We start from the raw sequence: 12,970 nt of genomic DNA, 5'->3' as shown, positions 1-12,970 counted from the left end.
CGGTACGCCGATTCGATGGCCTCCCAATCTGGTTTGGTCATTTGTTTACTCCAATAAAAAACCGCCCGTAGGCGGTTTGATAATAATATTTAACACATAAAATGTGACTCCCAATATAGGGAATCTTCAACTATTTAATTATTAGTGCATCCGCCGTTAGCTTGACAGTGTCCATGTTCAGGAGTGCCAACATCTGGCCCCGTTGCAGGATCATTACAATACGGCCACCACTTGCTGGATGGATTACATTCTTCAGCCATAGCACCCGCAGATAGCGACATAACACTAACTAACAGTAAGCCTTTTAACATATCTTTCATCGTAACTTCCTCCATGATTAGCCGCCTAAAGTGACGGACGATGCGACGATTGCTTTTAGTAACCTGCAATAGCCACCCTAATCATTAATTCATCAAATCCACTAATCAATCAAATAAGTTGGTTTGTTTAACCACTGTTAATAATAATTCTTATTTCCATTAGTGAAGCATTGAATTAAGGAAGCTCTAATATATCCGCACCATTATCGATGGCACTCAATGAATGCCACCTGTAATGCTACTTTACTGAGGCAATTTCCAATTCTGAGCTGGCAGGCCAGCACATGTAGCCATCGTCACCGATTTGTCCAACCCTGCAGTTGTCAGGCACTTATTTGATGCCACATTTCGCACATCCGTACCAACACCTTGAAGAGCTTTCCATTGTTGTTTTGTGTTCTGATAATCACAGGTTGCCATGACCGGTGTTGAGCCACCTTCATCTGACAAACACTGCCCACTTTTCAACACGATGTAATGGAAGATGTTTTTTTCTGAACTGGCCTGTGCCACGCTATCACAGGCTAACAAGGTAGGCTTACCTTGGGTATTCTCATCCAAACAGTTACGGCCATTTGCAATATTAAGATGGCCGGATATTGTTTCGGTAGTCACAGTGACAACCTTAGCTCCTTGGATATCTTCTTGTGAAGTTGCTGCAATCGAAGAGAACGATACAGTTAAAGCAACAATTAATGCAGATAAACGAACTACCATATAATCACTCCTTGTGAATTAATTATCTTTCTAATTATTAACGTATTGTACTTAACAATAAATTAATGATCTGTTTTTTTATACAGTTAAAAACTGACGCTATCAAGCCTTTATTTACAAGTTATTAACTCCATTTATATAACTTTAATATACAATCCTTTTTCATTGCTTCCGGGTGGCGTTCTGCCGCCAGCTAATAACCTCATCGAGCCGCCCTTTACAAATCCGCAGCTCACGCTTCAAAGCCAACACATACAGCCCACTATCGCCCCAAGTGGTACCAACGAATTCAGGTACCTCGCATTCAGTTAATGCGGATTCTGGGGGCCATAACTGGATTAATTCGGCTGACTTATGCGGTGGGCTACTCTTACAGGATGCTAATGTTGCTATCAAGTATCCTGCTATCAATACACGGATCCCCGACCAAGATATACAGCGGGCCTGTTCTGAGACCGACAGAGCGATAGCCAAAGTGATACAGGGGCTATTGCCAGTATTCGGGAGAATGGAACCAGACAATATAAGACCTGAACATGTCAGAAAATATATGGATAAGAGAGGGCTTAGTAGCAGGACGCAAGCAAACAGGGAAAAAACGTTTATGTCTCGGGCCTATAGATGGGGGTATGAGCGGGGATTTGTGAAAGGGAATCCATGTAAGGGGGTTAAGCAATTTAAAGAGGGATCCAGGGAACGCTATATTACAGATGAAGAATATAACGCTCTGTATAAAGCTGCGCCTGACATTGTGCGGGCAGCAATGGAGATAGCGTACTTGTGCCTCGCAAGACAGGCTGATGTGCTTTCATTACGCAAGGATCAATTCAGAGAGTCAGGAAAATAAAAATTGTTCCAGTGGTAGGTAATCAGAAGAAGTGATTTTTTATGCGTTAGTTGAATTTTATGTTCCTAAATCATCTTCCTAAGTGTGATTTTAGGCACAAAAAAACCGCCTCTCGGCGGTTAACGACATACTCATACTACTTTGTTTTACTTAGAATATTTTCCATGGTGCCCGGGGCGGGACTTGAACCCGCACAGCCATAAGCCGAGGGATTTTAAAACGCCGGTAATATCTTTTTCTTTCATAAAGTTAACTGATTTTTTCGCCAAACTACGCATTTAATTATATGTAACAGATCAACAATTTAGAAAATCAGATCGAAGAATATGGCGAAGAAAACACAAGGGATTAAAAGTAACTTGTAAATAATATTTTTACTGTGAACCACCGTCATGGGGTGTCGGGGGTCGGAGGTTCAAATCCTCTCATGCCGACCAAATATCCCAAAGAAAACCAATCCGTTAGGGCTGGTTTTTTTATTTGTGGGATTTGGCGATGGTAAAACAATGGTAAGAGAATGGTAAAACTCCGTCTATATTTGGTCGCTATGGCTCAATACGTCTATTCAGTGTTGAGCCTATGTGTGATTACTCTGCACCTACCTGCACAACCGTGAAATATCAGCCATTTAACACAATCCTCAAAAATGCAACTACGCACAAATCTACACGTATATGAAAATGTTTTGCCCCATTTTTGCCCCATTCACTACTTACCACCTTCATCTCACAACCGGTAATTCAGCCCACTTGGTAGTGTACGCTGGCGATAACATCTCTCGTTTCATCTGCCATGCTTTCTGTATTCCCTGCCCAGCAAACCATACCTTTCCTTTGCCTGACCTATTAATATCGTCCAGCGCAGCCATCAGCGCTGCACTATTAACTTTTGGCTGGTTATCATCGAACAAGCCTAATTGAGCTATACTCTGGCTGTAAAAATCACCCAGCATCACCCCGCCCTTTTGATAGCGATAGCCATCTTTCCAGATCGCATCGAGACAGCCTACTGCTGCGGCAATGATGTCACGCGAGTCTTGAGTGGGGATATGAAGCTTAGTGCTCACTATGTTGCCATAGTAAGGCTCATTGAGTGCGAACGGGCTGGTTTTGATAAAAGCTGATATATGTCGGCAGTATTGATGCTCGCCGCGCAACTTCTCAGCCGCACGGACAGCATATCCGCAGATAGCTTCGCGCATATCCTGATAGCTGGTAATACGTTCCCCAAAGGACCGACTACAAACTATCTGCTGTTTTGTTGGGGCGAACTCTTCAAGCTCCAGGCATTGCTCGCCGTTAAGTTCTCTAACGGTTCGCTCTAACACTACATTGAAGTTTTTACGCACAAATTGAGAGTTTGTATCTGCAAGCTGTAATGCCGTGGTGATTCCCAGTTGATTGAGCTTTTTACCAATGCGCCGGCCAATACCCCATATGTCCTGTACCGGCGTTATCGCGAGTAACTTACGCTGTCTGCCAGGATCGGATAAATCCAACACGCCTCCAGTTTTGCTCCACTGCTTAGCCGCATGGTTAGCGAGTTTTGCAAGGGTTTTGGTTTGGGCTATCCCTACGCCTACGGTGAGACCAGTCCACTGTAATACCCGTTCACGAACCTCACGACCGAACTGGTCAAGACTCATGCAATTATTGATGCCGGATACATTAAGAAACGCTTCATCGATTGAGTATATTTCCGCAGCCGGCGACATGGATTCAAGCACAGTCATGACCCGGTTAGACATATCAGCGTAAAGCTCATAGTTGCTACTGAACGTGACCACGCCGTATTTTTGGATCAGATTGCGCATCTTAAAATATGGCTCACCCATTTTGATACCAAACAACTTGGCTTCACGACTGCGAGCTATGACACAGCCATCGTTGTTTGAAAGGACGACTATCGGTTTCCCCTGCAAGTCTGGCCGGAATACAGACTCGCAGGATGCATAAAACGAGTTTACGTCAGCGAGGGCAAACATTTGCTGCATCGTTAATAACGTATTTCACTACGCCAAAAGTCTCTAGATCGTCACCGCCATCATTTAAAATAATCGGGTCATAGTCTGGGTTCATGGCCTCTAGCTGCACAATAGGATGTAAGCACAGCTTTTTTACTGTGAACTCCCCTCCGACGGCAGCGATAATAATATCGCCATGTTGGGCTGTGATACTGCGATCGACAACAAGTAATGACCCGTCATAGATACCAGCCCCGGTCATTGAATTACCCGACACTCGAACAAAGTAAGTTGCAGCAGGATGAGCAATGCAAAGTTCATTCAAATCCAGTGGCCGTTCTACATAATCCGCTGCCGGGCTGGGAAACCCAGCAGGAATTTTATCGCTAAACAACGGGATAGGAACGATTTCACGAAGCGTAGAAAGTGGGTAAAAAATCATCATTCACATCCATAATTAACTGTATATATATACAGCATAAATTGTAGGGACATTCTTGTGAAGTAAGAAAACGAAAGTTTTTTGCAAGCCTCTGGATCTTCGAAGAAGATAAGAAAACTGACGAAGAGATTTTGAAGGATATGTGGGAAGTGCTGATGATTGGTTTCAGCCTTAGGCATAGCTGGAAAACCTTGAAGAGTAGTAACTAGTCGCTTAGTATTGCATTATCTAATTTCATAAAATAAATGAAATTTTAGCAACAAAATTCTAGCGATTTGAAAAGGCATTCAAAAAAACAATGAAAGAAATTACCCCTCACTTGTCACACCCCAAATACCGACCTGATATTGATGGGTTAAGGGCGATAGCTGTAATACTTGTTTTATTTTTTCATGCTAAAATCTTCGGTGTTAATTCTGGATTTGTTGGCGTTGATGTGTTTTTCGTGATATCAGGATATTTGATAACTTTAGGGATAAAAAATGGATTAGAAAAAGGTGATTTTTCATTCATTGATTTTTTCAAAAGAAGATTGTGGAGATTGCAACCTGTTTTTATTACTTTAATAATTGTAGTGACAATAATAACCACACTGACATACCTTCCTGATGATTATTTAAAATATACCAACAGTCTTAGATACGCATCCTCATTTTTATCAAACGATTATTTTTCCAACTTAAATAACGGATATTTTACAGATGATGTGAACATTATGCCTTTATTGCATACATGGTCATTGTCTGTAGAATGGCAATGGTATTTATTGTTACCTTTTTTAATGTTTATATTTTTTAAATTACTTAACATTAAAAAATGGACATATTGGATATTACCACTTACAGCTCTAATGATAATAGGCATTCACTTTGGCTCTCTTGCAATACAAATAAATGAAATAGATGAGAGTAAAACCTTGTCTTTTATCTTCAACGATAAAAACTCACTGAAGTATTACTATAGCTTTTCTGGCCGCATTTTTGAGATGCTTATAGGATCATCTTTAGCTGTTATTGGCTCGTTAAAAGTAGACCGAATTCCGCAATGGTTAAACTCCATCATTGGCATTGCTTGTATTGCAATTATTGTCGCTATAGGGATGAGAGGTGGAGTTTTAGATTTTTACCCAAATAAATATGCACTATCTGTATGTTTAAGCTCTGCCATTTTAATATATTTGGGTGGTTCAAAAAATAAAGGTTTTGCAACAAAAATATTATCAATAAGACCAATAGTATTCGTTGGGTTGATATCATACTCTCTTTATATTTGGCATTGGCCGGTACTAGCATTTATTAGAAACTTAAGTATAGAAGAAACATGGAGTGTTATTTCATTAGCATTACTTTTATCATTCTTACTTGCTTTTATATCTTATCGTTATGTTGAAACTTATTTCAGAAGAAAAAACTCATTATCTTTCGGTCAAACTTTAATTATTTTAGTACTCACACCTTACCTTCTTGTCTCACTATTAGACCATCAAAATAGAAATAACCATGGCACTCCGGAACGTTTAGGCAGTAGCTATATGAATTTAGTACATAACAAAACAATGCAATATAATTGGTTAGACCGAATAAAAAAAGAGTGTAATGTAGAAAATTTAAGTCTAATAATGCTTAACTGTCACTTTAATGTGAACGCAAAAAAAACCGCTCTGGTTATGGGTGATTCTTACTCTGATCATTCTTGGCAATTTGTAAAATCGATCATTGGAGATAATGATATATCACTAGAATCAAGTTCACTTGGTGGATGTTTAGCAGTTGAAAACAATTACAGTAATGATAATGAAAATGTATGTAGAAATAGAACCACCTCTAATTATAAAAAAATTGAAGAAGGATTATATCAGTACGTGATCATAAGCGAAACGTGGGCCAGATATATTAGCAAGGAAAATTACCCTAATACAGATGAAGCAAAAAAAAATCTAGAGGCAGGGCTTGAAAAGTCCATAAAAAAAATAGTTAACAGTAAAGCCAAACCAATTATTATCATTGGGATTTTTGACGCTTATAAAAATCAAAATCCATTCTATCTAGCAAAAATACAGCAAAACTCTTGTGTGATGAAGAAATACAAATCAAGAGGATTATTAGAATCCACTTGTGATTTCGATAGTAATTATAAAAATGACGAATATAGAATTTGGATTGACAATATGTTTTTAAGGTTAAAAGCCAAATTCCCTGAATTGATCTTAATAAACATGTATGAACTTCAATGTTCTACTGGCGTATGCAGGACGGATATTGACGGCTACCCCGTTTATCGAGATTGGTCACATTTAACTGATTACTCATCGCATCAATTTGGCATTGAATACCTTAAGATGCATGGTAATATCTTCAAATAATGACCGGGCAGAAATGCCCGGTCACTTTACAGATATATAGGTTGTGGTAAGAGTGGTTTTAACCACTCAGGAAGGGATTCAAAATATGTAATATATCTTAGGTCATTTGCATAAACCTCTCCTAATAAATGGTAATATTCCGATGATTGTTGGCAACAGAACCAGCTAATAATTACTGTTTCTGTTCCATCAGAAAATTGCACATATAAAATACCCATATAACTCCCGAGTTAAAATACATAATCAACTAAATTAGATGCAAAATTGCTTAATGTGCCAACCGTTGCATTAGCAGAGTAATAAATGGTTTGTGCAGTGATTACCGGGATATTCATAGCTGTATATGTTGACCCATAACCTGCCGTAGTGGTCATTGCGCTTGCCCGCCAAGCGATACCAGAAAGAGACGATGAAAATGCCATACCAACAACGCCATTAGTAGATGTCCCCAATGCGCCATCTACGCTGCAATACTTAGCATTTATAGGTAAGTAATTAGGCATATTTATTGGCAGTAGCGGTGTCGTTCCTGTTGTTGTAGTCAGTACGGTTATTCTAGGGAATGAAATAGAACGGTCTAACTGATAACCAACTGTAAACTGGCTGCTCGCAGTTCGCCACACACTGACTAATGCTGATGCTGTGTAGCCCGATGGCATATTTGCGCCAGAATATACTTCAGGGGCCAGCACTGACGTAGCATTAACTGCCAGTAATGCAGATATCTGGGTGGTTGGGTTATAAATCGCATACAGAGCCACAAAGCCCGCAGCCGGAACGGTGCCGGTATCCATACCACCAGCGCCATTAGTGGCAAGGTTAATTATTTTGTTGAAGTTGGTAAGCTTATACTGACGCCCACCTAACGCCGTTTGCACGATTAATTCATCTGCCGTAAAAGTGGCTGTTGCTGATGCTGCAGTAACACTCATTCGGGCATTGCGTGATGTGCCAATAACACCGGTTAATTGTGGAAGATGGGCTACATCGCTTAAACCAAGGTTTGCAAGAGCAGCAGTTACTGCCGCTGAACCAGCCGCCGCAATTTCAGAGAAATTATTACTTGTTCGAAGAAAAAGTTTTTTCAATGCTGTCAATAACTGAGTTCTGTTGGATTTATCAAGCACCACACCAGTGGATTCAACAACCCCAGCGATCTCCTCCTGAATAGCATCAAAATAATCATCATCCAAAGCCGTAGCCGGTACGCCGGTTTGTGGGTTACCGCGCGTAAAGCCGTTCTTACCCACGCCAAATTTATCAATTTGCGCGGAGGGGGTATCAATGCGATGCATAAAGGGTTACTCCAGATATAAGAAAGTCACGTAGGTGTGTGAGGGGCAAAGTTTGTTAATGACGCATTCGGCGGTAGTGTCGCCCCACGTTCTCAGGCTATCGGTACACAGTGAGACGCAAGTCATATCGGTGATCTGTGTGGCGGTCGGCATGTTGACCTGCCACCAGTAGCGCCATTCTTCCGAATAGAGCGAATCAACACAGGTGGATGTGCAGCGAAAAATATCACTTTCAAACTGGGTAATGGTGGCATCTGGGTAACCCAGCGCTGCCAATTGTGCCAGATAGAAACTCTTGTTAATCCCACCGATAATATTGATTTTTGCGTCAAGTCGTTGCTGACGTTGGGCTAAGGTCTGCACGCCTGCTGGCGCACAGGAATCGGGTAAGCCGGTTAACTGTTCATAACGGTCGATCAACTCGGTGGTAGTGCGTGGGTCAATCTCCACCATCAGACTATCCCCGCGCTGATGTACGCGGGAATATGACGGAGCCAGCCCCAACAGTAGGGGATCATCTCCCTCCCATGCCGGGCCACGGGGCAAGAGGTTTTTTAATAATTTGGCATAGCCGTCTGTTAGGTCCACGTCAGTTCTCCCACAATGGGCAATTCAGTGGCAGTCAGCGGTATATCGTCAGTAGGACTGACCAGGACGTGTTTGTATTCGCCAGTCGCAATACTAATGGCCTCATTGATGCGCGAATGATCCAACGTGCCACCAGGCACGCCATCACGCATAAACATGGCGCGTAATTCTGCCACCACTGCATAACGCACTTCGGCGGTATCTGGCGTGAGCCGAATATGGAACGGCACCACTTTGGCAACCGGCGGGAAGGTGTAGAGACTGGCTCCCGCCACTGGCGCTAGCGGTAAAAGGTGATCACGGACGGCGGTCACTACCGTATTATCTGGGATCGGGTTTTCTAAATCGCTGTTGGCCACCATCACACCGACAGTACCGGTCCCCATCCAGTGGCGGTAAGTCCACGCGCGGGTAACTCCAGGCACCTCTTTGGCCCAGATAATATAATCACCATCTGCACCGCCCTGTGGGGTGTAATACCACCGCTCAATGATCCGCGCCCGCCACTCCTCTACCGGCTCAATATCAGTGCCACCCTCTATACTATCCGCCACCGCTGACGATGGCAGGCCGTTAATCGGCTGAGTCAGCACCATGCCGATACCATCATCTGTATTCCCCAAAGTGCCAGCGACTGAACAAATCACCGGTACCCGCAGAACACCCGCAACAGATGTCGCTGCTGCCGTGGTGGTGTACTCCTGCAAATCATCTCGCTGAATAATTCTGCCGGCGGGAACTTCAATGTCGTTAGTTACCCCTTCCCAGCGTACAAAACCGGCCGCCGTTGATGGTTGCTTACGTGGGCATCGCTTCATATTCCCATGCCGCGCTAACCAATCCTCATCACACTGATCCGGTAATAGGTTGCGGGCCAGATAATCGATGTAGCCGTAAACCGTATGCACGGCCGCCGCATGCACCCGGCTATAAACCTCGGTGTCGGTACGGCGAAGAACTGCATCAGTTTGGAATCGAGAATTAAGGTCACTGCGGATTTGGGTTATGAGCTGGGGAAGTGTCGGGCGGTTAAATCCGCTGTCAGCCATTGAGTGCACTCCATAAATCATCGAATGTTATTAGCTGAGAATTGCCATCGTTGCGGTACAGCGTTATCTCCGCGGTCAGTATTTCGGTACCGCGCCGCAAAACATTGATGGCTATTCGTGAAACTACGCCGTCATCTTTTAGCCAGGCTAATGCTTGTTCCAAATAGCCCCGCGCCAGTTCGACCGTCTTATTAGTCAGCGTGGTGCGCTGGAGTAGATAAAGGCGGGAGCCGATGCGGTCATTTTGTATGGTGGGATAACTATCACCCCACCACCCCATGGGCTGTTCTGAATCATCATCCGGATCAGCGCGGCGCCAGGTGAAAAGAGAAATAATCACAGCTCGAGTGAGATTGTCCGTTGGTGTGGAGACTGATTGCCGCTGGCCGTTCACTATCAGGATCATGGTTTACTCCATCTGCTGGTTAGGAACGTCGGTGTTAGGTTCGCCGTGCGGGTGAGTATGCCCGTTGAACTGATCGCGCATAGCCTCCATGGTGCCGGTTTTATCTTTAACATCAGATGCCGACTCAATGTTGCCCAGCGCTTTAATCTTGGCATTCGTTTCAATCAGGGGCGTATTGAACACCGTCTTTTCCTCGGCGTTAACAATAAACTGTTTGGTGTTCACCTCTATTTTGTTACCGCGCTTGAGTATAATGCTGTCACCTTCGTCGCTGTAAATGGCAACCTCCCCATCCTTTAGCCCTTTAATTCGGTACCGGCGATCAGCAACTACCAACACCACACCGTGAGAACGATCACCATCAGGGAAGGCCGCGAACGCTTCCGCGCCAGTATGTGCGGCGCTGGTGAAACCGTAGGGCTCCAGATGTTCGATGTTGTCTTTTAACTCATCAGCTATCATCTGGATTTGCAGCATCTGATTTTTACTGCTGGAATTAAGGCGGCGAACCACCGCGCGAACCAACATATTGGACAGTCCACGCTGCAAAACAGTGAATAATCGACTCATTAGAATTCGTCCTCTTCGGCTTTCTTGCGTGGCTGCTTGTTCGGATTGGGTGGTTTTGGTAGGTAAGCATCGGGCGGGCCAACACGTAACTGGGTGATTGTTCCCTGCTCGTTTTTGCTGTAAGTCACCTCTGCTATCAGCATTTCGCGGTTGTTAAAGCCAAGCACCGGATCAAATACCGTCACCAGTTGATTGGGTGACCACAAATCGCCGTTACCCTGTCGCCAACCTTGCACTGTATAAGTTACTTCATCGGTACGCGCCGCCCGCCGTAGCATTTCAAACTGGCTGCGTTCAATCACCGTGGAGCCAGTCGCATTACCGCTCTGTTTGATAACCATGGGACGATAGCGACTCACGCCACCATCCACTGTTTTAGCCCGGACCGCATTGGTGGTCGCCTCACCGAAGTCGTCGTCATTGCCTGACCGTTGCCCGGCAACTACATATTCAGAAAAACGGTCTTTAATGCTCTGTTCTGTGTCGCAGGAGATAATATTTTCACCCAGTACCAGGGCAGTGACGGTACGTGAAGCGCCCACAGGACCAATAACCAGTGCGCCCGCTGGATTGTCATAGGCCAGCACTTGCTGGATGCCCATCATCTTATCGAGCACATCCACCACAGTTTCGCCGTAATCAACCTGCAACCCCTGCATGGGTGTGTTTTCCACACCGGCATTGACCACTGACACACCAAATGGCGCGGCAAGCTGGGTCGCTATCTGGACAAAAGAGCGGCCGGTAAATTGGGTTATCAGTGCGGCGCAGTCGATCAGGTCTTCTGTTTTACTGCGACCGACAATGCCCACCGATACTGAGCGGGCGTCATACCGCACAGGTGTGGCATCGATATAGCCGGTGACCACCAGGTCAGTGCCAATCAACACTGTGACCTGATCGCCCTTTTTCACTCGCGGCTGGAGGTGTCCGGCCTCTTCACTGCCGGGCCATTGGCGGGTGATTTCTACATTAAAGTCGCGGGCCAATCGCTCGATACCTGCTGAGATAGAGACAGAGGTCCACCCTACCCACTCACGGCCATTTACCCGCAACGTGACATCATTATTCATCGAATAGGTACCTGTAGTGTTTTCACTGGCACAAAGCCGGGATGGGTGATTTTGTTGCGACCGATAATGTCAGTTTCACGCGCGGCTGAGTCATACCAGTCAGCCGCCAGTACCAGTGCGGGCAGCACTTCATCTGGCGTTCGGAAAGTGGTTTTTTCTATCTGCTCGAGCCGCATACTGATATCGCGGTTCACATCAGCGCGAACGGTATTGATAGCCAGGAACAAAGCATCATCCGTCACACGTAGCAGCTCCTGATCAATAGCTGTATTCAGTGTGTCGCGGATCTCAGTTAATGACTCATAAGTCACTGGTGGGATAACGGCTACAGCGTCGCTGAGAGACGTTACCGCCGGATGAGTAACTAGCGGCAGTTGTGCTTGTGGGGTTACTGTTGCTGTCAATGGCGGACGGGTCTGCGGTAAATCAGACACGCTCTGTGCGGCTTCAGTCAGTGCGGTGGTACGGATGGCCTGAGCAACTACGTTTCGCTGTGCGGTTTGGGTCTGAATGGTCTTGCTGTCAGTTTTCCATACCCCGCGTGGAGCCAGATCACGGCCAACGGTAAAACCACTCAATCCTTTAATCTTGTTAATGATATCGCCACTGTTACCCAGCAGACTATTACCCGAACGCCACATACGCTGCAGCCTATTAACGAAATTCATACCGGAACTGGGTGGCATCAGCAGCACAGACAGATCACCATCCAACAATCGTCCCGCATCAGCAATAGCAGAATTCACACCGTCAAAGGTTTTAATGGCGGTGTTCATCATATCGCTGGCATCACTGATAACGCCGTTCTGGATAAAGTCGGCCATACCATCTAGCCCGAAATCTTTCCCAAACGCATCAGTGACACAATCGGTCATGGCATCACAGGAGGAAACCAGCTTCTGACCAGTGGCAACGCCGGAGGTCGGAAAAGAGAGTTCACCGGCTTCAACAAAGTTGAAACTGATGGTACACATGCGGCCATCAGCCGCGCTGTGGCTTACCCTTATCTCACCGTCTATACAGACATTTAGTTCACCGTACTGCGGGTGAATCAGTTTCCCTGGTCCAGCCTGATTAATGGCTGTGATCAGTTGATCGCGCTGTGCCTGGTAATCGTCGCCAATTAGATAGGCTGAAATGGTATCGCGGCGCGTTACCCGCCCCAAATCCTCGGAATAAGGTTTATCGCGGTTGGGATATTCGTGGGTCTGTGTCCGGCGCCCGAAAGTGGCCTCATCATCCTGCGTTTTAAATGGCACACCACGAAACGAGGCCGGTAATAGCTTATCTTTCCAGCTCATACATTCTCCGGGCATAAAAAAACCCACCGAAGTGGGT

General features: G+C 45.0%; 12 protein-coding genes and 1 pseudogene. 2 read left to right on the top strand and 11 right to left on the bottom strand.

Annotated features, from left to right (window positions below; all coding sequences use genetic code 11):
* Positions 1-134 precede the first annotated feature (134 nt).
* Positions 135-320, bottom strand: coding sequence for a hypothetical protein (locus Q2T71_RS08785; protein ID WP_372558812.1), 186 nt, complete (start codon positions 318-320; stop codon positions 135-137).
* Positions 321-563: 243 nt separating this feature from the next.
* Positions 564-1,037 carry a ricin-type beta-trefoil lectin domain protein gene (locus Q2T71_RS08780; protein ID WP_372558811.1) on the bottom strand — a complete coding sequence of 158 codons (474 nt, stop codon included), beginning with the start codon at positions 1,035-1,037 and terminating at the stop codon, positions 564-566.
* Positions 1,038-1,524: 487 nt separating this feature from the next.
* On the opposite strand from Q2T71_RS08780, the pseudogene Q2T71_RS08775 reads away from it, so the two are divergent.
* A pseudogene (locus Q2T71_RS08775) lies at positions 1,525-1,878 on the top strand (integrase); the annotation flags it as partial.
* Between the two features lie 727 nt (positions 1,879-2,605).
* On the opposite strand, the gene Q2T71_RS08770 reads toward Q2T71_RS08775, so the two are convergent.
* Positions 2,606-3,868: a Y-family DNA polymerase gene (locus Q2T71_RS08770; protein WP_372558810.1), complete on the bottom strand. Its 1,263-nt coding sequence runs from the start codon at positions 3,866-3,868 to the stop codon at positions 2,606-2,608.
* Positions 3,852-4,289, bottom strand: coding sequence for a translesion error-prone DNA polymerase V autoproteolytic subunit (gene umuD / locus Q2T71_RS08765; RefSeq protein ID WP_372559886.1), 438 nt, complete (start codon positions 4,287-4,289; stop codon positions 3,852-3,854). The genes Q2T71_RS08770 and umuD overlap by 17 nt, the downstream gene beginning before the upstream one ends.
* A gap of 298 nt (positions 4,290-4,587) precedes the next feature.
* Between umuD and Q2T71_RS08760 the strand changes: the two genes are divergently transcribed.
* Positions 4,588-6,651, top strand: coding sequence for an acyltransferase family protein (locus Q2T71_RS08760; RefSeq protein ID WP_372558809.1), 2,064 nt, complete (start codon positions 4,588-4,590; stop codon positions 6,649-6,651).
* Between the two features lie 230 nt (positions 6,652-6,881).
* Here the strand turns inward: Q2T71_RS08760 and Q2T71_RS08755 are convergent, their stop codons facing one another.
* The 7 genes from Q2T71_RS08755 to Q2T71_RS08725 form a co-directional block, all read right to left on the bottom strand.
* Positions 6,882-7,844 (bottom strand): hypothetical protein, encoded by a 963-nt coding sequence (locus Q2T71_RS08755; protein WP_372558808.1) that lies wholly within the window; start codon positions 7,842-7,844, stop codon positions 6,882-6,884.
* A 108-nt stretch (positions 7,845-7,952) separates the two neighbouring features.
* Positions 7,953-8,534, bottom strand: coding sequence for a YmfQ family protein (locus Q2T71_RS08750; RefSeq protein WP_372558807.1), 582 nt, complete (start codon positions 8,532-8,534; stop codon positions 7,953-7,955).
* Positions 8,525-9,583 (bottom strand): baseplate J/gp47 family protein, encoded by a 1,059-nt coding sequence (locus tag Q2T71_RS08745; protein WP_372558806.1) that lies wholly within the window; start codon positions 9,581-9,583, stop codon positions 8,525-8,527. The genes Q2T71_RS08750 and Q2T71_RS08745 overlap by 10 nt, the downstream gene beginning before the upstream one ends.
* Entirely contained in the window at positions 9,576-9,989 is a 414-nt protein-coding gene (locus Q2T71_RS08740; RefSeq protein WP_372558805.1) for a phage GP46 family protein, read from the bottom strand. The genes Q2T71_RS08745 and Q2T71_RS08740 overlap by 8 nt, the downstream gene beginning before the upstream one ends.
* Before the next feature lie 3 nt (positions 9,990-9,992).
* Positions 9,993-10,559, bottom strand: a complete 567-nt coding sequence (locus tag Q2T71_RS08735) for a phage baseplate assembly protein V (RefSeq protein WP_372558804.1) — start codon at positions 10,557-10,559, stop codon at positions 9,993-9,995.
* Positions 10,559-11,632: a phage baseplate assembly protein gene (locus Q2T71_RS08730; RefSeq protein ID WP_372558803.1), complete on the bottom strand. Its 1,074-nt coding sequence runs from the start codon at positions 11,630-11,632 to the stop codon at positions 10,559-10,561. The genes Q2T71_RS08735 and Q2T71_RS08730 overlap by 1 nt, the downstream gene beginning before the upstream one ends.
* Positions 11,629-12,933, bottom strand: coding sequence for a DNA circularization protein (locus Q2T71_RS08725; protein ID WP_372558802.1), 1,305 nt, complete (start codon positions 12,931-12,933; stop codon positions 11,629-11,631). Before Q2T71_RS08725 ends, Q2T71_RS08730 begins: the two co-directional genes overlap by 4 nt.
* Positions 12,934-12,970: the final 37 nt, after the last annotated feature.

The organism is Yersinia sp. 1652 StPb PI (assembly GCF_041538345.1).
Lineage (GTDB): Bacteria > Pseudomonadota > Gammaproteobacteria > Enterobacterales > Enterobacteriaceae > Yersinia > Yersinia enterocolitica_E.
The sequence above is the reverse complement of the archived record's forward strand: the minus strand, read 5'-3'. Positions and strand labels throughout refer to the sequence as shown.